This is a genomic window from Henriciella mobilis, from assembly GCF_003576285.1.
In the GTDB taxonomy this organism is placed as follows: Bacteria; Pseudomonadota; Alphaproteobacteria; order Caulobacterales; family Hyphomonadaceae; genus Henriciella; species Henriciella mobilis.
Genome location: NZ_QWFX01000006.1, coordinates 558,853 through 582,430 on the forward strand (window position 1 = coordinate 558,853; position 23,578 = coordinate 582,430).

General features: G+C 62.2%; 22 protein-coding genes. 11 read left to right on the forward strand and 11 right to left on the reverse strand.

Translation table 11 applies throughout. The annotated features are described in order from the left end of the window. The first annotated feature begins 93 nt into the window (after positions 1-93). The 4 genes from amt (at position 94) to D1223_RS07600 (ending at position 5,636) form a co-directional block, all read left to right on the forward strand. Positions 94-1,428 carry an ammonium transporter gene (amt, locus tag D1223_RS07585; protein WP_119375796.1) on the forward strand — a complete coding sequence of 445 codons (1,335 nt, stop codon included), beginning with the start codon at positions 94-96 and terminating at the stop codon, positions 1,426-1,428. 181 nt (positions 1,429-1,609) lie between these two features. Further along, positions 1,610-4,006, forward strand: a complete 2,397-nt coding sequence (locus D1223_RS07590) for a DNA translocase FtsK (RefSeq protein WP_119375797.1) — start codon at positions 1,610-1,612, stop codon at positions 4,004-4,006. Positions 4,007-4,146: 140 nt separating this feature from the next. After that, positions 4,147-5,001: a LolA family protein gene (locus D1223_RS07595; RefSeq protein ID WP_233353078.1), complete on the forward strand. Its 855-nt coding sequence runs from the start codon at positions 4,147-4,149 to the stop codon at positions 4,999-5,001. Positions 5,002-5,198: 197 nt separating this feature from the next. After that, on the forward strand, positions 5,199-5,636 hold the full coding sequence (locus tag D1223_RS07600; protein ID WP_119375798.1) for an FKBP-type peptidyl-prolyl cis-trans isomerase: 438 nt from the start codon (positions 5,199-5,201) through the stop codon (positions 5,634-5,636). Positions 5,637-5,704: 68 nt separating this feature from the next. Here the strand turns inward: D1223_RS07600 and msrA are convergent, their stop codons facing one another. Together msrA and D1223_RS07610 are read right to left on the reverse strand one after the other, a co-directional pair. Next, a complete protein-coding gene (gene msrA, locus D1223_RS07605; RefSeq protein ID WP_119375799.1) occupies positions 5,705-6,361 on the reverse strand; it encodes a peptide-methionine (S)-S-oxide reductase MsrA in 657 nt (218 codons plus the stop codon). Positions 6,362-6,456: 95 nt separating this feature from the next. Continuing rightward, complete coding sequence (locus D1223_RS07610) at positions 6,457-7,209, reverse strand: YebC/PmpR family DNA-binding transcriptional regulator (protein WP_119375800.1); 753 nt, start codon at positions 7,207-7,209, stop codon at positions 6,457-6,459. A 157-nt stretch (positions 7,210-7,366) separates the two neighbouring features. Between D1223_RS07610 and D1223_RS07615 the strand changes: the two genes are divergently transcribed. Further along, positions 7,367-8,197: an EAL domain-containing protein gene (locus tag D1223_RS07615; protein WP_119375801.1), complete on the forward strand. Its 831-nt coding sequence runs from the start codon at positions 7,367-7,369 to the stop codon at positions 8,195-8,197. Here D1223_RS07615 and D1223_RS07620 read toward each other — a convergent pair whose 3' ends face one another. Next, the gene (locus D1223_RS07620; RefSeq protein WP_119375802.1) at positions 8,198-9,022 is read right to left on the reverse strand and encodes a TIGR00282 family metallophosphoesterase; all 825 of its coding nucleotides are present in this window, start codon (positions 9,020-9,022) and stop codon (positions 8,198-8,200) included. A gap of 86 nt (positions 9,023-9,108) precedes the next feature. After that, a complete protein-coding gene (locus tag D1223_RS07625; protein WP_119375803.1) occupies positions 9,109-10,695 on the reverse strand; it encodes a hypothetical protein in 1,587 nt (528 codons plus the stop codon). A gap of 65 nt (positions 10,696-10,760) precedes the next feature. On the opposite strand from D1223_RS07625, the gene D1223_RS07630 reads away from it, so the two are divergent. After that, the gene (locus D1223_RS07630) at positions 10,761-11,480 is read left to right on the forward strand and encodes a M48 family metallopeptidase (protein ID WP_119375804.1); all 720 of its coding nucleotides are present in this window, start codon (positions 10,761-10,763) and stop codon (positions 11,478-11,480) included. Positions 11,481-11,490: 10 nt separating this feature from the next. Here D1223_RS07630 and D1223_RS07635 read toward each other — a convergent pair whose 3' ends face one another. From D1223_RS07635 to D1223_RS07645, 3 genes are all read right to left on the reverse strand, one after another. Continuing rightward, positions 11,491-13,422, reverse strand: coding sequence for a cation:proton antiporter (locus tag D1223_RS07635; protein WP_119375805.1), 1,932 nt, complete (start codon positions 13,420-13,422; stop codon positions 11,491-11,493). Positions 13,423-13,446: 24 nt separating this feature from the next. Further along, complete coding sequence (locus D1223_RS07640; protein WP_119375806.1) at positions 13,447-13,971, reverse strand: hypothetical protein; 525 nt, start codon at positions 13,969-13,971, stop codon at positions 13,447-13,449. Positions 13,972-14,060: 89 nt separating this feature from the next. Continuing rightward, positions 14,061-14,948, reverse strand: a complete 888-nt coding sequence (locus tag D1223_RS07645; RefSeq protein ID WP_119376081.1) for a motility-associated protein — start codon at positions 14,946-14,948, stop codon at positions 14,061-14,063. 131 nt (positions 14,949-15,079) lie between these two features. Here D1223_RS07645 and D1223_RS07650 point away from each other — a divergent pair, with 131 nt between their 5' ends. Then, positions 15,080-16,378: an MFS transporter gene (locus D1223_RS07650; protein WP_119375807.1), complete on the forward strand. Its 1,299-nt coding sequence runs from the start codon at positions 15,080-15,082 to the stop codon at positions 16,376-16,378. On the opposite strand, the gene D1223_RS07655 is transcribed toward D1223_RS07650, so the two are convergent. Further along, positions 16,375-17,760, reverse strand: coding sequence for a lytic murein transglycosylase (locus D1223_RS07655; RefSeq protein WP_119375808.1), 1,386 nt, complete (start codon positions 17,758-17,760; stop codon positions 16,375-16,377). The two genes, D1223_RS07650 and D1223_RS07655, sit on opposite strands and share 4 nt — an antisense overlap. 109 nt (positions 17,761-17,869) lie before the next feature. Here D1223_RS07655 and ykgO point away from each other — a divergent pair, with 109 nt between their 5' ends. The 4 genes from ykgO to D1223_RS07675 are packed head-to-tail and all read left to right on the forward strand — an operon-like array spanning position 17,870 to position 20,195. After that, the gene (gene ykgO / locus D1223_RS07660) at positions 17,870-17,995 is read left to right on the forward strand and encodes a type B 50S ribosomal protein L36 (protein WP_084396372.1); all 126 of its coding nucleotides are present in this window, start codon (positions 17,870-17,872) and stop codon (positions 17,993-17,995) included. 17 nt (positions 17,996-18,012) lie between these two features. Continuing rightward, a complete protein-coding gene (locus tag D1223_RS07665) occupies positions 18,013-18,642 on the forward strand; it encodes an HAD-IA family hydrolase (protein WP_233353079.1) in 630 nt (209 codons plus the stop codon). A gap of 60 nt (positions 18,643-18,702) precedes the next feature. Further along, entirely contained in the window at positions 18,703-19,239 is a 537-nt protein-coding gene (locus tag D1223_RS07670) for a tetratricopeptide repeat protein (protein ID WP_119375810.1), read from the forward strand. Then, positions 19,236-20,195 carry an alpha/beta fold hydrolase gene (locus tag D1223_RS07675; protein WP_119375811.1) on the forward strand — a complete coding sequence of 320 codons (960 nt, stop codon included), beginning with the start codon at positions 19,236-19,238 and terminating at the stop codon, positions 20,193-20,195. Before D1223_RS07670 ends, D1223_RS07675 begins: the two co-directional genes overlap by 4 nt. Here the strand turns inward: D1223_RS07675 and D1223_RS07680 are convergent. From D1223_RS07680 to gluQRS, 3 genes are read right to left on the reverse strand one after another with little or no spacing between them, the layout of a single operon-like run. Continuing rightward, positions 20,180-21,778, reverse strand: a complete 1,599-nt coding sequence (locus D1223_RS07680; protein ID WP_233353080.1) for an alkaline phosphatase — start codon at positions 21,776-21,778, stop codon at positions 20,180-20,182. The genes D1223_RS07675 and D1223_RS07680 overlap by 16 nt on opposite strands. Continuing rightward, complete coding sequence (locus tag D1223_RS07685; RefSeq protein ID WP_119375813.1) at positions 21,775-22,719, reverse strand: DMT family transporter; 945 nt, start codon at positions 22,717-22,719, stop codon at positions 21,775-21,777. Before D1223_RS07685 ends, D1223_RS07680 begins: the two co-directional genes overlap by 4 nt. Next, positions 22,720-23,565 (reverse strand): tRNA glutamyl-Q(34) synthetase GluQRS, encoded by an 846-nt coding sequence (gene gluQRS / locus D1223_RS07690; protein WP_119375814.1) that lies wholly within the window; start codon positions 23,563-23,565, stop codon positions 22,720-22,722. Positions 23,566-23,578: the final 13 nt, after the last annotated feature.

Below are 23,578 nucleotides of genomic sequence, written 5' to 3' on the forward strand. Positions count from 1 at the left end.
ACCGCCTTATGACGCCAGCTTAATGTCACTGGTCGTTGCCGGGGCAGGTCCGTTTAGTTGGCCCACGTCATACCAACCAATTGGGAGAAGGGCATGAGTAGTTTGGTTAAGGGCATAAGGCGGGGCATGGCGTTGGTGCCGCTCGCTGCCTTCGGGGCGCTTGGCGCGTCCGCGCAGGAAGCGTCCGAAGTAAGCGCATATGTAGACAGCAGTTATCTGTTCCTGATCGGCGGTCTCATCGTCATGTTCATGGCAGCGGGTTTCTGTATGCTCGAGGCAGGCCTCGTGCGAAAGAAGAACGCGGCCATGCAGTCCATGAAGAACGTGGCCCTGTTTTCGGTCGCGGGTATCATGTTCTGGCTTGTCGGCTACAACATGGCCTATCCGGGCGCCACGATTGCGGGCGGCTGGTTCGGTATTCCGAACTTTATCTGGACGCCTGCTGACGACCTTGGAACGGGCTATGCGTCCGCTTCGGACTGGTTCTTCCAGATGGTGTTCGTCGCAACCGCAGCCTCCATCGTTTCCGGCACGGTCGCAGAGCGCGTAAAGCTTTGGCCGTTCCTGATCTTCACGGCATTCCTGACCGCATTCATCTATCCGATTGTGGCTTCGTGGGAGTGGGGCGGCGGTGCGCTCGATTCACAGTTCGCTTTCTCTGACTTCGCCGGTTCGACCCTCGTGCATTCCACGGGCGGCTGGGCAGCTCTCGTCGGTGCGATCATCATCGGCCCGCGTGTCGGCAAGTTCGTCAATGGTGAAGTCCACCCGATGCCGGGTTCGAACATCCCGCTGGCCGCACTGGGTACGTTTATCCTGTGGTTCGGCTGGTTCGGCTTCAACGGCGCCTCGCAGCTCGCTGCCGGCACGTTTGATGACATCAACGCTGTTGCCATGATCTTCGCCAACACGAACATGGCCGCCTGTGGCGGTGTGCTCGCTGCGATGATCCTGACGGCGATCCTGTACAAAGGCAAAGTCGACGCGACGATGGCCTTCAACGGTGCCATCGGTGGCCTGGTGTCCATCACGGCCGAGCCGCTGATGCCGTCCATGGGTCTGTCCATCCTGATCGGTGCGATCGGTGGTGTGCTCGTGGTCCTCACGGTTCCGCTGCTCGACAAGCTGAAAATCGACGACGTCGTCGGCGCCATCCCGGCTCACCTTGTGTGCGGCATCTGGGGCACGATGATCGTTCCGCTGTCGCACGGCGGTGGCTTCGGCATCGACACCACCGATGCAGCAACGCCGAGCTATCTCGGCCAGTTCATCGGCGTCCTGGCTTGCGGCATCTTCGTGTCGATTGCCTCGGCGATCGTGTGGATGGCTCTGAAAGTCACCCTCGGCGTCCGCCCGAGCGAGGAAGAAGAACTCGCCGGCATGGACAAGTCCGAAGTTGGTCTCGAGGCCTATCCGGAATTCGGATAACGCCTCCACGGGTTCGCTTCTTCTCGGGAAGCGTTTCCTCCCAGACTTCCCCGGCCAGGCAACTGGCCGGGGATTTTTTTTGAGTCTTTTTGCGGCCTCAAGCCTGCCGCGTTTGCGCGGTGTTAAGAGCATCCGGGCAATTTGTCCGAAAATCTCATCTATGAGGATGGTGGACAGCGACATGGCTAATTCGATTGCAGAACGCGAGCGCGTACGCGAAGCGACTGACCCCGTCTGGCGGATTCTCACGGGAACGGCGGCCTTTGGCATTGGCGTTTTCCTGTGCGGCAGCGTCGGCACATATGAATCTACGGACCCCAGCTGGAATGCGGCGACCGGCATGGAGGTGCAGAACCTCTTCGGCGGGACAGGGGCGATCCTTGCCGACCTCGCCCTGCAGGTGCTCGGCTTCGCGGCCTGGATGGCGGGCCTTGCCCTGATGGTCGGCGGCGCGATGCGTGCGGTCCTGATCGGTGCGCCACGCATCCGGCGCTGGGCCTATGGCGTCCTGTTCATCCCGGTTCTCGCCGGTGCGCTGGCCTCTTTCCCCGTTCCCGCCTCGTGGCCGCTCTGGTCCGGGCTTGGCGGTGTCGTTGGCGACTGGATCTATGACGTGGCCGTTGTGCCCTTCAAGGCCCTGCTCCTGCCCTTCCCGTCTGTCCTGGCCGGCTTCTTCCTTGGCGTCTTCGCAGCTTTCCTCGCCTTTAGTGCCCTTGGTTTCCGGCGCGGCGATGCCCGCCTGCTGCAAAGCGCGGCGACCAGTTCCGGCGGACGGATGCTGCGCCGCTTCGGCGGTCTTGGCCGGTCGCTGTTTGGCGGTCTCGCCCAGCGCGGCAAGCAAGGCGAGGACGATTATGCCCCGAGTATCCAGGGCAAGGCGGAGACATCCTCGAAGCGCAAGGTCATCGAGCCTGAGCTGGATGACGATTATGCGGATGAGGATCTGCTGGAGGACGATGAGGATGCGTTGCCAAGTGCGGTCACCCGTCCGAAACTGACACCGGCGAAGAGCCCGGCGCCCGAGCCGGAGCGCCCGTCCATCCGCAAGAAATCACGCCGCGGCCCGAAAATCCTGCCTTCGATCGACCTTTTGCAGCTGCCGGCCGAGCGCCGCGCGGCGGTTGATGAGGACGGCCTGCTCGCCCAGGCCAACCGCCTGTCGGAAGTGCTGCGCGAGTTTGGCGTGCGCGGGCGGATCAAGGAAGTCCGCCCCGGCCCGGTCGTTACCCTGTTCGAGCTGGAGCCGGCGGCAGGCGTGAAATCGGCCCGCGTGATCTCTCTCGCAGACGACATTGCCCGTTCAATGAGTGCTGTGTCGGCGCGCGTGGCTGTCATTCCGGGCAAGAACGCCATCGGTATCGAACTGCCGAATGAGGAACGCGAAACGGTCTACTTCCGCTCGCTGCTGTCGGCTGGCGCCTATACGAATTCGAAAGCCTCTCTGCCGATGGCGCTTGGCGAGGATATTGGCGGCACGCCCACTGTGGTCGATCTGGCAAAGATGCCTCACCTCCTGATCGCGGGCACGACCGGTTCGGGTAAATCGGTCGGCGTGAATGCGATGATCCTGTCGCTGATCTACCGCCTGACGCCCGAGCAGTGCCGCTTCATCATGATCGACCCGAAGATGCTGGAACTCTCCATCTATGAGGGCATTCCGCACCTTTTGGCGCCGGTTGTGACCGACCCGAAGAAGGCTGTCTGCGCCCTGCAATGGGCGGTGCGCGAGATGGAAAGCCGCTATGAGCTCATGTCGAAGGCCGGTGTGCGGAACCTGGCCGGCTTCAACGAGAAAGCGGCGAAATACCGTGAACGCGGTGAGCATATGACCCGCAAGGTCCAGACGGGCTACGATGAACGCGGCAAGCCGATCCACGAGACGGAGATGCTGCCGCTCGATCATATCCCGAACATTGTCGTCGTGATCGACGAGATGGCCGACCTGATGATGGTTGCAGGCAAGGAGATCGAAGGCTGCATCCAGCGCCTGGCGCAGATGGCGCGGGCCGCCGGCATTCACCTCATCACCGCCACGCAGCGCCCGTCAGTCGATGTTATCACCGGTACGATCAAGGCGAACTTCCCGACCCGTATTTCCTATATGGTTACGACCAAGATCGACTCGCGGACCATCCTTGGCGAGCAGGGCGCTGAACAGCTGCTTGGCATGGGCGACCTGCTCTACCAGGCGGCCGGCGTGAAGACCAAGCGCCTGCACGGCCCGTTTGTCTCCGATGAGGAAGTCGAGACCGTCGTGAACTGGCTGAAGGAGCAGGGCGAGCCGGACTACAACACCGATATCCTCGAAGAGCCCGAGGAAGGCGGCACCGGCAGTGCGATCATGGATGCGATGCTCGGCGTGTCGACGGGTGATGGAGACGATGACCTTTACGCGCAGGCAATGGCGATTGTCATCCGGGACAAACGTGCTTCGACCTCCTACCTGCAGCGGCGCCTCAAGGTCGGCTACAACAAGGCAGCCACGCTGATCGAGCGGCTGGAGGAAGAAGGCGTGATTTCAGCGCCCAACCATGCCGGCAAGCGCGAGATCCTGGCGCGGGACAATCCGTCCGACTGACCGGAATGGCCAGGATCGGGCGCAAGCGGTCAGCCAGAATCTGAATGCGGCACAACGAATCGCGGCGGAAATACCTTTTTTCGGCCCTGTTTTCTGTGGGGTGCGTTGATTATCTCAGCGTGCCAATACAGGAGGACGATATGACGTCTTTGCTGACACCTTTTGCCGCCGTCATCATGATGAGTGGCGTACCCCTCGCCTTCGAGGTGGACCCGGCTTTTCTCATGCCGGTCGCCTCGCCTGTCGTGATTCACAGCGCGCAGGCCGCGCCGGTTCAGCCCGTGCAGCCGTCGGGCAATGATGCCGAGGCCGACGAAGCTGAAGCCGAAACACCGGCGCCGATCACCTTCGAGAACGATCAGCCGGAACCCGAAGAATCCTCACAACCGAACGAGACCATGGAAAAGGTCATTCCGCCTGCGCCTGCCAGCAATGGCAGTCTCACCGGCTCGGAACGCCAGGCCATTCTCGACAAGGCCGCCAGTGCGCTCGCCGCAGCGAAGACTGCGAAGGGGCGGTTCGTCCAGGTCTCACCCGATGGCAGCGTGACGCGCGGTGACTTCGCCCTACGTCGCCCCGGCCGGATGCGGTTTGACTATGACGATCCGACACCGATCCTGATCGTTGCTGACGGCACGACGGTCGCCATGGAAGACAGCGAGCTCGAGACAGTTGACCGGGTTCCGTTGGCCTCGACCCCGCTCGGCCTGATCCTCGATGACGAGCTTGATTTCCAGACCGACGCACGGGTCATCGATGTGAAAAGCCGCAACAACCAGGTGGCAATCACCCTGGAAAGCCGGTCAGATGAGGCCGAAGGTCAGCTGACGCTCTATTTCGACAGTGAGACCTATGCGCTTCTGAGCTGGAATGCGCTGGATGCGAACCGCCAGACGACGCTTGTCCGTCTTGATGACGTGAAGACCAATGTGCGCCTCGATCCGCGGCTCTTCATTCTTGAAGACCCGGCGGATGAAGAGGAAGACGAGCGGTAGTTCGTACGTCCGACGAGCTTGCGCTGGCGCCGCCTTGCTGTCGGGGGTGCCGGCCTGGCCCGGCGCTCCGGGTGGGGTGTGAATTTGACAGTCAGGGCCTGGGTTGCGACCAATACTGATCGCAGGCGCCCGCATTCGCGCCGGTGCGTCGTCCCTGGCGCGCCTGACTTTGTCACTCCAGATAGGAAATCATCACCATGCAAGCCGCAAAAACGGGCGATACCGTCCTTATCGATTACACCGTTAAAACCTCCGATGGACGGGTCGTCGGGCAGACCGAAGAAAACGCGCCTGTCGCCGTTACCATTGGCAGCGCCGAGATATTCCCGGAAGTCGAAACCACCCTGGACGGAATGGAAGTCGGTGGTGAGCGTTCGGTCACCATAAGTGCTGACAACGCCTTCGGCCAACGCCGCGAAGAAATGGTCATCGACATCCCACGTGCGCAGCTGCCGGCGGACAATACGCCCGAACCCGGCATGACGCTGGCCGCCCAACAACAGGATGGCTCCACGATAAACCTGACGATCATCGCGGTGAATGATGAGACCGTCACGGCCGACGGCAACCATCCCCTCGCCGGTGAAGACCTGCATTTCGGGCTGAAGCTGGTCGAAATCAAACCAGCCGCCTGAAACAGGATAAAGCAAACCCCGCGCATCAGGCTTGCGCGGGGTTCTTTTGTTGGTGGCGTCGAAAGTACCTAGTTGATCGCGGCGTCTTCGCCCCAGAGCTTTTTCAGGCGTTCGTCACGCCCGCAGCCCTCGCGGTAGAATTTGTAGCGGATCGGATTGGTCCGGTAGTAATTCTGGTGAAAGCTTTCGGCCGGCCAGAATTCACTCGCATCGAGCACCTTGGTGACGACGGGGCCCGGAAGCTGCCCCGATTGGGTGATCATCTCGATCTCGGTCTCGGCAATGGTGCGCTCGCGCTCGCCGCTGACGAAGACCGCCGTGCGGTAGCTTGAGCCCTTGTCGCAGAACTGGCCGCGCGGATCGGTCGGGTCGATGGTCCGGAAATAGTACTCGACCAGCTCTTCATAGCTGACCTGCTGCGGGTTGTAGCTGATCTTCACCGCCTCATAGTGTCCGGTGTCGCCGCGCGTGACCTGCTTGTAGGTGGGCTCTTCCACCGTGCCGCCTGTGTAGCCGGAAATGGTCGAAATCACGCCATCGACCTTGTCGAAGTCGGCCTCGGTACACCAGAAACAGCCGCCAGCGAAGATCGCGGTTTCAAGACGCGTTTCCTCGCTGGGCAAATCGGTTGCGGACTGATCGGCGACGGCGCTCCAGACGAACCCCGTAGTGGCCGCTGCGACACCTGCGACAATGGCGATGTAGAAGGATTGCGATCGGGTCATCGGATCCAGCGCCCCTGTTTACTAAACTCCCGCTCTATATGGCACAAATTGTACCAATTTGGAGGGCAGAGGTGCGCTGGCTCACGTAAAGGTGTTCAGCTCGAGAGCCTTTCAACTTCGGCTTCAGAAAGCTCTGAATTGTCGTAAACATTCTGCACGTCATCGAGCTCGTCGAGCACATCCAGCAGCTTCATAAGCGTATCGGCCTGGTCGCCCTCGACCGGAACCATGTTCTGCGGCTTCCAGATAAGCTTGGTCGATTTGGCTTCAACTTCGCCAAATTTGCCTTCCAGCGTCGAGGCGACGTCCATCAGGTCCTCGCGTTCGGTATAGATCCAATGGCCGCTTTCGTCGCTTTCGACATCGGTCGCGCCAGCCTCGATAGCCGCTTCCATGACTTCCATTTCGTCCCCGGCTTCCGGGGGATACTCGATTTCACCGACCTGCTCGAAGCCGAAGGAGACAGAGCCCGTCTCGCCGAGATTGCCGCCATTCTTGGAGAAGGCGGCTCGGATCTCGCTCGCGGCCCGGTTCTTGTTGTCGGTCGAAGCCTCGACAATGATGCCGACGCCGCCCGGTCCAAAGCCTTCATAACGAATGTCGAAATACTCTTCGCCGGCGCCGCCCTGCCCCTTGTCGACGGCGCGCTTGATATTGTCCTTCGGCATGGATTGGCCGCGCGCATTGTTAATGGCGAGCCGAAGACGTGGATTGGCGTCCGGGTCAGGACCGCCAAGCTTGGAGGCAATCGTGATTTCCTTCGACAGGCGCGCGAAGAGCGCCGCGCGCTTCTTGTCCTGGGCACCTTTGCGGTGCTGGATGTTGGCCCACTTTGAATGTCCAGCCATGTGAAGTTCTTCTCCTGGAGGGCTTGGTTCAGAGGTGCCGCCGATCTAACCGAGGCAGCGTTATAATAAAAGATATCGATGCAGACTGACAGTTTCTGCAAGGAAGATGTTAATTCGAGCCTGCGAAAAATGCCCTGTGACGCATTAGGGAAATCTTATGAACCTTGCCCGGCTGACCCAGCGCATTTTTGAACTCGATGGCGGACACCGGGCCTTCGATTTCGGCTTGTTCGAGATACGCTCCGCGTTCCAGCCGATCTACGCGATCAATAACAATGCCGGCATGCTTTATGGCGTCGAGGCGCTGGCCAGGCCAATCTTCAAGGGCAAGCCGATCGAGCCGATGGACTTCTTCTCGCGCCTGTCCTCGCGCGACCGGTTCGTGGCTGACTGGGCCTGCCTTTGCCTGCATATCGCCAATACGGCAGCCTGGCAGCTCGGCAACACCAGCCTGTTCGTGAATCTTAATCCCGGCTCTTGCGACTATCTCGATCAGATGCTGACCGGGCTGGATCAATATGCCGACCTTGTGCGCGAGCAAGGCGTCCAGCCTTCAAAAGTGGTTTTCGAAATCACCGAGGAAGAAGGCGGCGACAAGGATGCGCTGATCCGGATCACCGAGAAGCTGCGAGATCTCGGCTTCCAGATCGCCATCGATGATTTTGGGGTCGGTAGTTCCGACCTGCTGCGCGTCGTCGACATCAAGCCGGACATTGTAAAAATCGATGCCGGCTGGTTCCGGCACATGATGGAAGGCGATGACACGCGTCGCTTTGCCCATCAGATCATCCTGAAGCTTCATGAAATCCGCGCCCACCTTCTGTTTGAAGGTGTTGAGACCCCGCGCGAGCTTCACTGGGCGCGCGAATGCGCCGGGTCGCTGATCCAGGGCTGGCTGTTCGGCAAGGCGACGCATATGGGAGAAGCCACACGCGCTTCAAAAGTGGCCGTTCCGGATACGCGCCAACCTGAAAAGCAGAGTGCCTGATTAGACCTGCGGTACTGAGGCAGCAAGCCGTCCGCCCATGCGAAGAGGTTCGATCCGCCGGGCGAGGCCGGTGCGATCATCGGTTTCCACGAATACGCCGCAAAGGGTGCCCTCGCCGAGTGCGGGCGCATAGCGATCGCCGGGCAGCTGGGTGGCAAAGCGGCTGATGGAATTGTCCTTTTTCATGCCGATCACGCTGTCATAATCCCCGCACATGCCGGCATCGGTCTGGTAGGCCGTGCCATTCTCGAGGATCATGAGGTCCGCCGTCGGCACATGCGTATGGCTGCCGACAACGAGGCTGGCGCGTCCATCGCAATAGTGACCCATGGCCATTTTTTCGCTGGTGGCTTCGCAGTGCATGTCGACGATCAATGCATCGACGGCCACGCCGAGCGGCATGGAATCGAGGGCGCGATCGGCGTGGTGGAAGGCATTCTCCAGCTGCTGGCGCATGAAAACGTTGCCCTGAAGCTGCACCACGCCAACGCGCCGGCCGTCATCAAGAACGAAAACATGAGCACCCTTGCCCGGCGCCTCGGCCGCATCGGGATAATTGATCGGGCGCAGCAGGCGCGGCTCGCGCTGGATGTAGGTCATCGCCTCGCGCTGGTCCCAGGCATGATCGCCGAGTGTCAGGCAATCGGCTCCGGCCTGAAAAAAGTCCATGGCGATGGTTTCCGTCAGACCGAAGCCGCCGGCGGCGTTCTCGGCGTTCACCACGACGAAATCGAGCGATAGATCCCGCCGCAGGCCCGGCAGGTAGTCAAGGACGGCAGCGCGGCCGGGCTTGCCGACCACATCTCCAAAAAAAGCGAGTCTCATGCGGCTGATATGCGCCGCATCCGCACAAATGAAAAGGCGCGCCGGTGTGTTTGCCGGCGCGCCTTCAATCAGGGTCTGGGATCGGCTTACTTCTTGTGTGTCGCCGAGAAGCCCAGATAGTCCTTGGTCAGCATGCTGGGATCTTCCATCGCCGCCAGGGTTTCAGCCGACAGCGGCTCTTCCGGGTTAAGCTTGATGGTCAGCGTGCCCGGGTCGCTGATGAAGGCCGACACAGCCTGCGACAACTCGCTAACCATGGCCATGTCCACGCCGGAGCCTTGGGCCATCATCGGCGCCATCTGGGCCATCTGGGCAACCTGCTGACGCATCTGCTCGGGATCCTGGCCGGACTGGGCCGCCGTCGCATTGAAGATGCGGTTCAACAGGCTGTTGTCCTTGATGGACAGTTCGAAGTCGTAGAAGTCGAGTTCGCTGACTGCGTTCTGGAAGGCCATCGGATCGGGCTCTGCGCCTTCAGCCAGCGCGTCGAAGTCCAGCGAACTTGCGGCGGCCTTGCTGTAAGCGGCGTAGCCACCAAGCTTGGCGCCGAAGGAGAATTTCGCGCCGTCGACCAGCTCGAAATAGTTGTCCTTCGCGTCCATCTCGACGATGTCGTTCTCGGGATCGTAATCGGCGACGCTTGCGCCTTTGATCTCGACGCTCTCATAACCGACCATGCTGAGGCCCTGGGCCAGGCCCGCACCGGCTTCGCCGCCATCGGGGTCTGCGTCCAGCGTCATCGAGAACGGCTTGGTCACGAACTTGACCGGCTTGCCATCGCTGTTGCGCTCAACCGACGCATCGATCGACGGCACCTTGAAGGTGGCGCCGGCGGCTTCCAGCGAGAAGTTGTTCATCGAGACCTTGTCGTAACCCGGCTCCATCGGGTTTTCGTACATCTTGCCCATGACGGCAGAGGCCAGTTCGTCCTCATTGCCCATGTTCTGCTGGACGACTTCGAGGATGCCGAGGTCAAGATTCGACAGGGACACGCTGTCGAGGCTCATCTTGACCGGGACTTCTTCGCCGCCTTCATCGGCCATGAAGTCGAAGGAAAGGCCTGACAGGACGGCCTTCTTGGCCTTCTGGTCAACCAGGTCGCGAACCTCGAAGTTCGCGATCGAGAAGGTGCCTTCGCCATCTTCATCGGAGAAGGCGGCCGAAACATCGCTGATCGACCATGACGCAAAGCCGAGCATGTCGGCTGATGGGAAAGGCGCAGGTTCGCCAGCCCCGAAGCTCGAGGACAGCCATGCGGCCAGTTCCGGTGTCGGGTTCAGCACTTCGACCTTGGCGACCTTGACGCTGCCGGTGTCGTCTTCCGGATCAACGATGCTGATGCCGTTCAGGGTCATCCGCGAGAAGGAGGCCTTGTCGTCGACCATGTCGAGGCCTTCAAATTCAAGCGAGCTGGCGGTCACGGCAGCGTCTTCATCGCCGGTAATCGTGACGTCTGAGAAGGTTGCTTTCGCGCCATCGACAGACTTGCTGCCATACTGGACGATACCGTCGCCGGAGTTTGACAGAGACATTGCCGTAATGACGGCATCCGCCTCAGCCGGGTCACCGGCACGTAGCGAAATCTCGCCAAGCGGTTCCTCGCCCGGTTCTGTCGTCTTGTTGCAGCCGGTCAGCACCGCGACTGCGGCGACACCGCAAAGAAGATATTTCATGAGTTGGGTTCCCCTAGAGTGTATCCATTGGCTAGAATCTATAGCGCCGTGAGTCGAGGATTAGCATGATTGGCGCCGATGACCAGACCGTGATCCTTACCTCGTCCTGCGGATTTGAGGTTCCAGTTCGTATTGAGATCAATCCGCGGGCACGCCGCCTGATTCTCAGGCTGGATGAAAAGCGCCGGGAAGCGGTGGCGGTTGCGCCATCGAAGCGCCTCGCGAAAGATGCCGCGCGATTTGCCCGGGACCGGATCGACTGGGCCGCGAGCCGGCTTCGCGCCCTGCCGCCGCAGGTGCGGCTGGCAGACGGACAGACCTTCCGCCTGCGCGGGATGGACTGCCGGATCAGCCTAGACGGACCCGGTCGGCGGGCCCGCCTTCTGGATGGCGACCCGATGACGCTTTCATTGCCGGGCGATGCCGGGACGATCGGCCGGCGCGCCGAACGCTTCCTCAAGGCGGCAGCCCGAGAGGACCTGACGCGGGCGGTCGAAACCTATTGCGGTGTCCTGGGTGTGGACGTGCGCCGTGTCAGCATCAAAGATACGCGTTCGCGCTGGGGGTCGTGTACCTCGGATGGCCGGATTGCCTTTTCCTGGCGTTTGATCATGGCGCCACCGGACGTGCTCGACTATGTCGCTGCGCATGAGTGCGCCCACTTGCTGGAAATGAATCACAGTCCGCGCTTCTGGGCGCATGTGGCGCGCTGCCGGCCGCACTGGAAGCGCGAGCGCGCCTGGCTGCGCAAACATGGCAGCGACCTGCACGCGGTCGCTGCCTAGGCGGCCTCGCTCAGGCCTTGTCGCCTTCGGCTTTCAGCTTTTGTTCGCCATTGGTCTCGACCTGCTTGGCAGGCTGGGTCGTAGGCTGCTGATCGGGGGCGAAACTTATGATCGTTGCGCCTTCGCCACCGCGCGCCTCACGGCTCGGGCCGAGAAGCACAAGCGTGCCGTCCGGGCGGATTTCCGCGACAAGGTCGCCCTTGGGCCGCTCGGCCAGGAATTGTTCCAGCGTATACTTGTCTGTCAGGCGCGTGCGCGAGAAGTTCCAGCCGCGATACTGGTCGCGGATCAGGCCGTCATAGGTCCGACCCCGGCGGATGAGCGTGCGGCCGCGTGCGGCCGAGCCAACGGACTTCTCGTCCACTTCATCGCCTTCAGACAGTGAAAGCTGGTAGACGCGGTGGCGGCCGACTTCCGGGGCGAACTGGTTGCAGACCAGCGCATTGTGGGAGTCGTTGGTCGACAGGGCGACGACTGTTGCAAAGCGCGCATGGTCAAGCTTGATCTCGGCGTCCTCTGACAGGACTTCGCCGAGGAAGGTATCGAGCCCGGCCTCACGCGCTGGCCTGAGGCGGCGGTAATTGCTGTCGGCCACGATGACATCGATCTTGCTGGCTTTCAGGGCCTTGGCGAATTCGATGCTCCAGGAGTTTGCGCCTACGAGTAGCACGCCCGGTTTTTCGGCCCGCGCCAGGCCCAGGCGGCGGGCCAGCGGGCCAATGGTAAACCCATGCAGGACAACGGTCGTGAATACCATGGCGAAGGCGAGCGGTACGATCTGGTCGGCACCCGAGAAGAAAAACCGGCCTTCGCGCGACAGGTCGACCAGCAGTGAGCCAAACAGGCCGGAGACAGCAACGGCCACGATCCCGCGCGGGGCGATCCAGCCAAGCAGCAGGGCTTCATTGCGGCTGAGTGTTCCAGCCGTCGCGATCCAGACGGAAAGCGGGCGGACCAGGAACAGCATGCAGACGAGGTAGAGCAGCGTATTCATGTTCAGCGCAGATGCGATGATCTGCGGTGTGAGGTCCGCCGTCAGGATGACGAACACGCCGGAGACGAGCAATACGGCGATATCTTCCTTGAACTTCCTGAGTTCCGAAAGGTCCGCGAGACGTGAATTGGCGAGCGTCATGCCGTAGGCGGTGACGGCCACGAGGCCGGTCTCATGCTCGACTTCCTCGGCGATGGCATAGCAGAGGATAATGGAGGCAAAAATCAGCGGAGCCTTGAGGTATTCCGGTGTCCAGCCGGCCCGGAAGGCGCGCGACATACCAAGCCCGAAGGCAACGCCGAGCAGGGTGCCTATCCCGGCCGCCATGAGGATCCACATACCCGCCCAGAGCGTGGAATCGCCCTGCGAGGCAACGCGCACGATTTCGTAGGCGGCAACCGCGAAGAGGGCGCCAATCGGATCGTTGACGATGCCTTCCCATTTCAGGAACTGGGCTGGACGGCCCGACAGCTTGGACTGGCGCATCAGTGGCATGATGACGGTCGGCCCTGTCACCACCATGACGCCGGCAATGACGATCGCGCTTGCCCAGTCGAGGCCTGCGGCATAGCGCGCCGCGAATGAGCCCAGCACCCAGGCCAGCGGGCCGCCGAAGAACACCATCCGCCGCACCGATGCGCCGGCATCGCGAAGGTTCTCGAATTTCAGGATGAGGCCACCCTCGAACAGGATCACGGCAACCGAGAGCGACACGATTGGCCGCAGCAGGTCACCAAAGGTTTCCGACGGGTCGAGCAAAGGGGTGCCGAAAAGCACTTGGAAGAGCGGGCCGGCAGCGAGGCCGGCAAGCGCCATGAGAACGATGGCCGGGGCCTGCAGGCGCCAGGCGAGCCATTGGGCGCCGAGGCCCAGCGCGCCAATAAGGGCGCAGGCGAAGATCAGGCTGTCGGAGCCTGCGGCAGCGAGGTGGAGGTTGAGATCTGGCATTTTTGTGATTGCGGAGCGGCCAGGTCAGGCCTTCGCGCTTTCAGGCTCGCGCGAGAAATCAAAACCTATCTCGCGGGTGCCGTATTCCCCTTGCTGATATTGATCCATCTTCGACTGGAACCAGTTCAGTACGTGCTGATATACATATTCGAACAGCGTCGCGGAGTCATCCTTCGTTAGCGGAAGGGTCAATTTGAAGGATTCCCCGCCCTGGATGTCCAGGATGAAGAAGTCTCCGATTTTCTGGCATTGGGTCGTGACCCGAATCCAGTCGGTTCCGTGGCTGACGCGCACAGCCAGCCCGAATGCGATCGGCCCAAGCGGGCGAAAGCCGCGCGGCGGCATCGAAAAGGCGTGATCACCATAGTCCTTGGGCTGGAATTCACCGGCAGGAGGAACAAGCCGGACGCAGATGCCGTCGGCGGCATCGAGATAGTCGCAAAGCCCGGCGCGAATTTCTTCGGCCATCTGACGCACACGAGCATAATTCTCGGCAGCGAGCGCCTGATAGGCTTCGACCGTGGTAATCAGCTCGTCAAAACGCGACATCCCAAGCTCCTCTGCCCTCAGTCACCGGCTAACACCTAGGGCGTCGCCACGTCAAAAACCAGCCACAAGCATCATTCTTTTCAAGGCGTTCAGGCGGTGCGCCCGCGCATGCGCGGCGGGAGGCTCTCTATGGTCGAAAGCGAGGCGTCCATTTCCTCCACTGAGGGCCGTACATGGACGGGCAGGCGCGCTCGCGCCAGTTCGACTGCGGTCATCGGCGCATTGCCTTCATCATAGGCAAGAATAAGCGTCCGGATGGTCTCGAGATACTGCATGTCCTCATCCACGATCTGGCCGAACCGCGCAGCGATCGGGCCGACGACCCCATAAGCCAGGAAGACGCCGAGAAAGGTGCCGAGCAGGGCGGCCGCGATCATGGGGCCAATGACGTCGGGTGACTGATCGATGGCGCTCATCGTCTTGATGATGCCAAGCACCGCAGCAACAATACCCAGCGCGGGTAGTGTGTCGGCCAGCGTGTTCAGCGCGGAGACGGCCCGGTGACGCTCGCTTGCGGCAGTGGTCAGGCTTTCTTGCAGGTGCGGTGCTACGGGCGACCGGCCGCCCGGATTGAGCGACATCAGGCGGAAACTGGTCACGATCATCGATAGCGCCGTCTCGTCGGCCAGAAGTTTCGTCCGGTTGGTGAAGACGGGCGAGGAGGCTGGCGACTCGATATCGGCCTCGATGGCGACGATCCCGCCCCTTCGGGCGCGCCGCATCAGATCATGCATGCCGGTCAGCAGGTTGCCATAGTCGCTGCGGCGCCATTTGGGACCCTTCATCGCTGTGACGAACCCGCCTGCTGCGGCTTTTGCGACTTGTGGCGAGTTGCCGATCAGCAGCGTGCCCGCCGCTGCACCGCCAATCAGGGCGAGCTCGAAGGGAAGCGCGTCGACGATCGCCGGGCTGCCGCTGAACGCGAGCGCGCCAATGATGATCAGGAAGACGGTGATGAGGCCGAGAATCTGCGTCATGAAGGGTCCGGTCACATTGGAATTCACCAACACTCGCAGCCGAGGCTTTATATTGCGTTTCCATGGGATTGGCCGCTGCGTGCCGCAAGGTCGCTGCTTGATCTTTCCGGAGCGGCAGCCGATGAGGAAGCATGTCGACTGAGACCATCCCAGACCCTGGACAGGACCGGCCCGACCGGCGCGGCGCGTTCCGGCTATTGTTCTTTGCCCTGCTCGCCGTCGGGGCTGGCAACACCATGCTGGTCAGCGCGATCCTGCCGCCATTGTCGCGCGAGATTGGGCTGCCCGACTGGATGGCAGGGGCGATCTTCTCGCTGTCGGCCACCATGTGGGCGATCACGTCTTCCTTCTGGGGACGAAAGAGCAATGACTGGGGCCGCCGCCCGGTCGCGGCTCTTGGCATGCTGGGCTTCTCAGTGTCGATGCTGCTTTTCGGCACGTTCGCCGCGCTCGCCATGGCCGGTCATATCAAGGGCGCCATTGCGATTTTCCTTTGCCTTCTGTTTTCGCGCACGCTGTTCGGCCTGTTTGGCTCGGGCACGAACCCGGCTGCCCAGGCTTATGTCGCAGACCGCACGCGGCGCGATCAGCGAACCGAGGAAATTGCCTCACTGACGTCAGGCTTCAGCTTCGGCGCCGTCGCCGGCCCGGCCTTCGCCGCGGCGGCGGGCGCTGTCTTCGGGCTGCTGACGCCGGTCTTCATGATCAGCGCGATCGCGGCCGTCATGTCATTCCTGATCTTCACCCGGCTGCCCGAACACAATCCGCCGCGGCGCGAGGCAGGCCTGCGCAAGGGCGGCAAGCGCGAAGGCGACGGGCTCTGGCGCGACCCGCGGGTCCTGCCCTTCCTGCTTTTCGCAATCAGTCTGTCGATCGTGACGGGCGTGCTGACCCAGACCTTCGCCTTCGCCATCATGGACAAGATCGATGTCGACGGGGCCGAGGCGATGCAGTTCACCGGGCCGGCCTATACAGTTGGGGCGGCAGGCACCCTGATCGCGCAGCTGGTGATCATTCCGCGCCTGAAGATGACCAATCGCGAACTGATGGTGTCCGGCGCGCTGATCCTGTCGCTCGGTGCTTTCCTGATCGTGCCGACGCGTGAGTTCGCCGTGCTCGTGCTCGCGCAGTTCTTTGTCGGCATTGGCCAGGGCCTGGCCCGGCCGGGGTTTTCGAGCGGGGCATCGCTGGCAGTCGGGTCGAGCTTGCAGGGTAATGTCGCTGGTCTTGTGATTTCAGCCAATGGAATGGGCTTCATCGTGAGCCCGTTCTTCGGGCCCTGGATGTATGAAAACGTCCATACCGCCGCGCCGTTTATTGGCGCGGGCGTGATGCTGCTGATGATGGCGGCTGCCGCACGCAAGGTGTTCCCGGCCAATCAGGTGCTCGAGGACGACCCCGATGATGAGGGGCCGGGACTTTTCGACTAGCTGGCCGCCGCCAGCACTGCATCAAGGGCCGGTTTGGACGCATAGCCATCGGCGACCATGCCGCGGTCCTTCTGGAAGTTCTGCAGAGCCTTTCGCGTGCCGCTGCCAGCAATCCCGTCAACCGGTCCGGCACTGTAACCAAGTTCGTTCAGCGTCTGCTGCAGCGTCATGACTTCTTGCGTGCTGAGGCGTGGAATGTCGGTGGGCCAGACGGCGACGGGGCCTCTCTGGCCGCGTATTCCGTCCGCCAGCAAACCAACCGCAAGGGCGTAGGAATTGGCATTGTTGTAGGTCTTGAAGACGTCGAAGTTCCGGAACAAAAGGTATTTCGGGCCGGTTGCGCCAGCCGGCAGCCATAGCTCCGCATATTCGCCATCATCCACGCCGAAGGCGCCACCGCGGATCGGTGACAGGCCCAGAGAGCGCCAGGTCGACATGCGCCGGTCGTTGCCGTCTGCGTAAGCCCAATCGAAGCCGGACGGCGCCAGTACCTCAATCCCCCAAGGCTCGCCGAGCTGGTAACCGGAGGCTGCCAGATAGTGCGCGGCCGAGGCGAGTGCGTCCGGGGCGTAGCTCCAGACATCGGCGATCCCATCGCCGTCATAATCCTGCGCGTGGCTGAGATAGGTCGACGGCATGAACTGGGTCTGTCCCATTGCACCGGCCCAACCCGAGCCGAGCTGCTCACGCCTGGCGAAACCGTTTTCGACAATCTTCATCAGGGCAATCAGCTGACCTTCGGCGAAACTGCGGCGCCTGCCCTCGACGGCCATGTTGGACAGCGTGTTGGCTGCGTCGTAATTGCCGATATAGGAGCCGAAATTCGTTTCCATGGCCCAGATCGCGCTGATGGCGGCCCGGTCGACGCCATAGGTCTCCTCGAGGACATCGAATACCTCATCATACTCAGCGAGTTTCTGAGCGCCCGTCTGAAGCCGGGATTCGGTGACAGCGGTGCGCAGGTAGTCCCAGATGGCCTTGGCGAACTCGGCCTGGTCGGCAATGCCGGTGCTGGCGACGCTCACATCTTCGCTGAGATAAAGCTCCAGCGGGCTGATGCCCTCCAGAATGGCGTAGACAACTGCCGGATTGCGGCCTTGCGCCTTGGCTCGGTCAGCAAAGTCTTCACGCCAGGCATCCATGTCGCGATTCCCGGACGGGGTGAACGGGCCGGTCGGGCCGCTGAAGGCGACGTCCGGCGTGCCGACTGGGTCTCCCGGCGTCGGGCCAGACGCTGGCGGGGTGGAGGGGCCGCTGCCCCCTGATGCGCCGTTGCCAGGTGTTCCGGGCGTTGTCTGCGGGGTCGCCGCGCAGGCGCCGATCAGCGCGATCAAGGCCGCGGCATAGACCCAGCGCTGCGGTTTTGAGGGAAGTCGCGTCATCTAGGGTACGTCCTTATACCGTTCTGGTGTGGTTGTGGCGTTGACTCTGCGGGGGCGTTTGATTATTCGAGCGCCTTTCGAGTTTCCACGATATCGCAGGGCCAGCCCCATGAAAGTCAAATCATCACTCAAAGCCCTGAAGACGCGCCACCGCGATTGTAAGGTCGTGCGCCGTCGGGGCCGTGTGTACGTCATCAACAAGACCGATCCTCGCTTTAAAGCAAAACAGGGTTAAGCAGAAGATGAACGTTCGTGGCCCAGGGATCATTCCCTGTGCCTGAGCGCATCGTCCTGTTCGATCTTGGCAATGTTGTGGTGGATTGGCAGCCAATCCGCCTGTACCGCAAAATCTTCCCGACTGAAGAAGAGGCGCGCCGCTTCTGCGATGAGGTCTGCACGCTTGCCTGGCATGTCGAGCATGATCTCGGCGTGCCCATGGACGAGAACGCCGCTCGCCTGAAGGCCGACTATCCGCATCATGCCGACGCGATCGATGCCTGGCGGCTTCGCTGGTTCGACATGTTCGACGGCTATGTCGACGGGACCGAAGACCTCGTCGAGCGCTTGCATGCCGCTGGCCAGCCGCTTTACGGCCTGTCCAATATGCCAGCAGAAGTCTGGCCCGACATGCTTGAGGCCTTCCCTGTCATGAGGCGGCTTCGCGATGTCGTCGTGTCGGGCGAAGAAGGCGTGGTGAAGCCGGACAGGCGCATCTATGAGATCGCGCTCGAACGGATGGGGCATCCGGCGCCAGACAATGTGTTTTTCATCGATGACAGCCTGAGAAATGTCGAGGCCGCGGCGGCGCTCGGCTTCGACGCGCATCACTTCAAGGACGCGGCCAATCTGGAAGCGGCGCTAAAGGATCGCGGCTTCCTGTAGCCGGCTGCCCCCGCATCGCCGCAATCGGGCCTTGCCCGAGCCCTCTATAGGCTCATACTTATGCCCATGTTTCAGGCCCTCGCCCTTGCCAGCATCATCTTTGTCAGCGGACCAAGTTTCGGCCCGTCTGACGAGATGTTTGAAGAGCTGAAGAATGCCCCCACCGAGGAAGAGGCGACGAGTGTCGCGCTCGATATCTGGGCGGCCTGGATGGAGAGTGGGTCTGCGGCTGCCGATCTTGTCATGGAGCGGGCCGTCACGGCGCAGTCGCTCGGTGACCTGGACCTCGCCCGTGAGCTGTACGACCGCGTCATCGCGATCCAGCCCGGCTATGCCGAAGCCTATAATCGCCGCGCCTCGGTCTTCCTGCAGCAGGAGAAAATGGGCGAGGCCCTGCGCGACGTGAACGAGGCGCTGCGCCTTGAGCCACGCCACTTCGGCGCCTGGACGGGGCTCGGCCGCGTCCTCGAGGAGCTGGGTGCCAGAGAAGAGGCGCTTGAGGCCTACAAGGAAGCCTTGAACGTACATCCGACGCTCGGCCCGGCGAAATCTGCGGTGGCAAGACTTGAAAAAGAGCAGACCGGTCAGGGGCTTTGAAGCTGTTCGGCGCGCTCGTCTTCGTGCTGCTGGCGAGCAGCGTAACCGCCGCGTGCGTGCATAGCGCGATCTATACAAGCAGGGCCGAGAACCGATGGCCGGCTGTGGGCCAGCATGTCGACCTGGACGACGGCGCTGTCCACGTGATCCGTGCGGGCGAAGACGGTCCTGTCGTCCTGATGATCCATGGCGCCTCAGCGAACGCCCGTGAGTTCACCTTTACACTGGCGCCGCGCCTTGATGAGGGCCATCGCGTCCTGATGGCGGATCGTCCGGGTCATGGCTATTCAGCGCGCCCCGACGACAGCAATGAGCTCGGTGTACAGGCCGCGCAGATGGCGGGCGTGCTTGAGGCGCTGGCGCCCGGCGAAAAGGCCGTCATCGTCGGGCACTCTTTCGGCGGGGCTGTCGCGCTTCGCCTCGCGCTCGATTATCCGGGCCTTGTCGACGGGCTCGTCCTGCTGGCGCCGGTCACTCACGACTGGGGGAGCGGCGGTGTTGCCTGGTACAATCAGTATGCCGGTCCACCCCTTGTTGGGCCTGCCTTCGCGCAGCTCGCCCCGATTGCCGGACCGGCGCAGGTGAAAAACGGGATTGACGATGTGTTCGACCCAGGCGACGCGCCTGATGGATACTATGAGGATGCAGGCCTCGGCCTGCTTTTCCGGCCCTCGGAGTTTCGCGCCAATGCCCGCGACGTGAATGCCCTCAAGGGGGAACTCGCCGCCCAGCAGGACCGTTATGGCGAGATCAGTGTCCCGGTCGTCCTGTTTTCAGGGGCGAAGGATACGGTGATCAATCCGACACTCCACGCGGGCAAGATCAAGCACCAGATCGCGGATTTCACACTCGTCCCGCTGGCTGATGGCGGGCACATGCCCCATCACTCGCATGGCGAAGCGGTCGCCGAAGCGATCCGCTCCCTCACACGAGCCGGCGATCAGTCCTCGTCATAGGCCACGAGGCCGCTGGCCCGGCCCATGATGTGGAAAATTTCATTCTGTTCGATCGTTCCGCGCACCAGTTCGGCGCCCGGGCCGCGCGCATAGACCGGGACATCCTCACCCGCATGGGTTTCCGACCCCTGGAAGACCAGTGCCTGCTGGTGAAAATCCTTGTCGGTCGTGTCGACACTGGTGAGGTCTTCGCGGGCGCAATCTTCCTCGCCCGGCTTGCAGCCTGTGCTGCCATTGGCATAGCCGAGCGTGGTGTACGGCTTGCCGTCATCGGCCCGCGCCATGCCGCCGGGGCCGTAGGCGACCTTGCCGAGGATATCGTTGCCGCGGACCGGATAGCCCGCAATCGTCAGCGTGTGAGAGTGGTCTGCCGTGACGATGACCAGCGTGTCGTCCTCGCTCGTCATTTCCAGGGCAGCGGCGACGGCCTCGTCAAGCGCGGCAGTATCGCCGAGCGCGCGGGCAGCGTTGGTCGCGTGGTGGCCATGATCAATCCGGCCACCCTCGACGAGCAGGACATAGCCTTGCTCGCTGCGTGACAGGCGGGTGATCGCCGCGCGCGTCAGCTCCGCCAGCGAGGGCTCGCCAGCCTTGTCCCCGGCGCGGTCGAGCTCATAGTTCATGTGCGACGGCTGGAACAGGCCCAGCACCTTTGCCTCGCTGTTGAAATCGGTCGCGTCAAAGCCGGCCTGGTCGACGATAAAAGCCCGCTCGCCGGGTTTGGCGAGCCAGACGTTCGTCAGGTTTTTGCCATCGACGCGGCGTCCGGCGGGTTCGCCGGTTTCGGGGTCAGTCACACTAGCGGGCATGAAAGCACCACGGCCACCACCAAGAATGACTTCAAATCCGTCACCGGCCGGCCAGTCGATGAGCTGACTGGCGATGTCCTTGCAGCCGCTGTCGCCGACTTCGGCATCATCTTCCCAGTCGCGATTGGCTGCTTCGGAGTAAGTGGCTGCCGGCGTGGCATGCGTAATACGCGCGGTCGATACGATGCCGGTAGCAAGGCCGGCGGCTTCGGCAATTTCGAACAGGCTGTCTGTGCCCTGTCCGTCCTGCGAGGCGCAATTGCCGTATGAGACGCCCGACCGAAGGCCGAGCGTGCGCGAACGCGTCTTCACGCCGCTCAGCATGGCCGTGGCCGTCGAGGCGCTGTCAGCGACCTGCGAGTCGTGGCTGTAGGTCTTGGAGAAGGCCGACCAAGGCAGGCTCTCCATGGCCAGCCTGTAGCTTTCGCCATCAAGACCTTTTTGCTGGCCAGCATAGATCCGGCCCGCCGTGACGGTCGAAACGCCCATGCCGTCGCCAATGAAGAGAATGATATTCTTTGCCTTCGGGGCGAAATCGTCACCGGCGCGCTGGGCAACGCTAGCCGCAGCGGATGTATAATAGCCGTCGCTGGACTGCTGCGGCGTTGTGCTGGCCCGCTCCAGTCCGGCCGATGCCTCTGGCGCTGCTGTCACCGCCCGGTCTTCAGTTGCGCCGACGGAGGTCGCGCAGGCGGCAAGGGTCAGCGCCCCGGCAAGGGTGAAGAAGAGAATGCGCATGCGGGTCTCCCGGTGAAGTGCGGACGGTCGTTTCATTGAGCGTTCCTAACGGCGTCTTGTAACGGTTTTGATTCAGGTGTGGTTGGGCGCCGGCGCGGGCGGCGTTGCGACATCCATATACCGAACAGGATGAGCGCGGCGCCACCGCCTTGTATTGCGGTCAGTGACTCATCGAACAGCTGCCACGATATCGCGGCCGCGACGACAGGCTGGATAAGGACAATGATCCCGGCGATTGCCGCTGGCGTGCGGCCGAGCCCGGCGATGATGAGGCCCTGTCCGCCGATCTGTGCGGCTAGGGCAAGGAAGGCTGGGGCCGCAAAGCCTGCCAGTGTGGGCGGCATGAAGGATTCACCCGAGATGATGACCATGAATCCGGCGACGACGGCCTCGACAACTGTCAGCCAGAAGATCACGTCCATGGCACCAAGCCGATTTCGCGCCAGCTTTGAGCAGAGCATGTAGCCCGACACCATGATGGCAGCGCCAATGGCGAGAACGTCGCCGCGGATATCGCTCTTGCCGCCCGGTTCTCCGCCGAGCGACAGGGCCGCTGCGCCGATCACGGCGACGAGGACCGCCGCGAACCAGATCGGCTTCGGTTTTTCCTTCAGGAACAGCCAGGCGATGAAGCCGACACAGACGTTGCCGAGGTTGACGATGAAGGTGGCGTTGGCAACCGTCGTCAGCGTCAGGCCCCAGTGCCAGAGGGCAATGTCGAGCGCGAAGAATGTCCCAGCCAGGACGACATAGCCATTGATCCGGGCCGGCATGCGGCGCTCGATCGCCACCAGCAGGATGAAGAGAAGCGGAATTGCGAAGACGTAGCGCCAGAAGGCAATCGCCTGTGGCCCCAGGTGATCCAGGCCAAGGCGCAGGCCGATTGGCGCGAGGCCTATGAATACGCCGCCTGCCAGCAGAAGCAGCGGGCCAACCCAGGCGCGCGGCGGGGGAAGATGCAGCTCGGTTTCGGTCATTCAAACTCCCGCCAGTCGGCGCACATCGTCGGGCGATAGACCGTCTGCACGCAGACTCGCAAGGCTTTGAGATGCAAAACGTTTGGCGAGCCGTTTGCCATCCGGCCCCATGACGAGCGGGTGGTGCGTGTAGACTGGCTGAGGCCAGTCCATCAGCGCCTGCAACAGAACGTGGATATGAGCTGCGTCCTTCAGGTCTTCGCCGCGGATTACATGGGTGATGCCCTGAAGCGCATCGTCATGCGTGGATGCGACATGATAGGCGGTCGGCGAATCCTTTCGCGTAAGATTGATATCGCCGTGGATGTCAGGCCTTGCCTTTATGGTCTGGTGTTCCCCCGGTGACGTGCTGAGCTCGAAGGATAGCTGGTCATAGGCTGAGCCGAGATAATCCCGGCACTTCTCCAGAGACAGGCGCCAGGCAAAGGCATCGCCGCGATCCAGCCTTTCCGCTTCGGCATCGGCCGGCAGCGCTGAGCCGGTGAATGGTGTGCCGGGCGGCGCGCCGGCAGCGGCCTGCTCCTCAGCTATGTCGCTGCGGGACCGGAAACAGCGATAGGTCAAGCCGAGGGCGGTCAGGTGGTCCACGACGCGCTCATAGTCCTGGAAATGTTCGGACTGGATACGAACAGGGCCATCCCACTCGAAGCCGAGCCAGGCAAGGTCCTCGAAGATGGCTTCGGTATATTCGGGCTTGCAGCGGCCAAGATCGATATCCTCGATCCTCAGCAGCACCCGCCCGCCGGCGCGCCGGGCAGCATCCCAGACATGGAAAGCCGAGGCCGCATGGCCAAGATGCAGATAGCCCGTGGGCGAGGGGGCAAAGCGGGTTACGAAACCTGTCACACGCCCCGCCTAG

Excerpts from the sequence above, each read along its gene's own strand:
- amt (WP_119375796.1), top strand. The coding sequence starts at position 94 with ATGAGTAGTTTGGTTAAGGGCATAAGGCGGGGCATGGCGTTGGTGCCG.
- D1223_RS07590 (WP_119375797.1), top strand. The coding sequence starts at position 1,610 with ATGGCTAATTCGATTGCAGAACGCGAGCGCGTACGCGAAGCGACTGAC.
- D1223_RS07595 (WP_233353078.1), top strand. The coding sequence starts at position 4,147 with ATGACGTCTTTGCTGACACCTTTTGCCGCCGTCATCATGATGAGTGGC.
- D1223_RS07600 (WP_119375798.1), top strand. The coding sequence starts at position 5,199 with ATGCAAGCCGCAAAAACGGGCGATACCGTCCTTATCGATTACACCGTT.
- msrA (WP_119375799.1), bottom strand. The coding sequence starts at position 6,361 with ATGACCCGATCGCAATCCTTCTACATCGCCATTGTCGCAGGTGTCGCA.
- D1223_RS07610 (WP_119375800.1), bottom strand. The coding sequence starts at position 7,209 with ATGGCTGGACATTCAAAGTGGGCCAACATCCAGCACCGCAAAGGTGCC.
- D1223_RS07615 (WP_119375801.1), top strand. The coding sequence starts at position 7,367 with ATGAACCTTGCCCGGCTGACCCAGCGCATTTTTGAACTCGATGGCGGA.
- D1223_RS07620 (WP_119375802.1), bottom strand. The coding sequence starts at position 9,022 with ATGAGACTCGCTTTTTTTGGAGATGTGGTCGGCAAGCCCGGCCGCGCT.
- D1223_RS07625 (WP_119375803.1), bottom strand. The coding sequence starts at position 10,695 with ATGAAATATCTTCTTTGCGGTGTCGCCGCAGTCGCGGTGCTGACCGGC.
- D1223_RS07630 (WP_119375804.1), top strand. The coding sequence starts at position 10,761 with ATGATTGGCGCCGATGACCAGACCGTGATCCTTACCTCGTCCTGCGGA.
- D1223_RS07635 (WP_119375805.1), bottom strand. The coding sequence starts at position 13,422 with ATGCCAGATCTCAACCTCCACCTCGCTGCCGCAGGCTCCGACAGCCTG.
- D1223_RS07640 (WP_119375806.1), bottom strand. The coding sequence starts at position 13,971 with ATGTCGCGTTTTGACGAGCTGATTACCACGGTCGAAGCCTATCAGGCG.
- D1223_RS07645 (WP_119376081.1), bottom strand. The coding sequence starts at position 14,948 with ATGACGCAGATTCTCGGCCTCATCACCGTCTTCCTGATCATCATTGGC.
- D1223_RS07650 (WP_119375807.1), top strand. The coding sequence starts at position 15,080 with ATGTCGACTGAGACCATCCCAGACCCTGGACAGGACCGGCCCGACCGG.
- D1223_RS07655 (WP_119375808.1), bottom strand. The coding sequence starts at position 17,760 with ATGACGCGACTTCCCTCAAAACCGCAGCGCTGGGTCTATGCCGCGGCC.
- ykgO (WP_084396372.1), top strand. The coding sequence starts at position 17,870 with ATGAAAGTCAAATCATCACTCAAAGCCCTGAAGACGCGCCACCGCGAT.
- D1223_RS07670 (WP_119375810.1), top strand. The coding sequence starts at position 18,703 with ATGCCCATGTTTCAGGCCCTCGCCCTTGCCAGCATCATCTTTGTCAGC.
- D1223_RS07680 (WP_233353080.1), bottom strand. The coding sequence starts at position 21,778 with ATGAAACGACCGTCCGCACTTCACCGGGAGACCCGCATGCGCATTCTC.
- D1223_RS07685 (WP_119375813.1), bottom strand. The coding sequence starts at position 22,719 with ATGACCGAAACCGAGCTGCATCTTCCCCCGCCGCGCGCCTGGGTTGGC.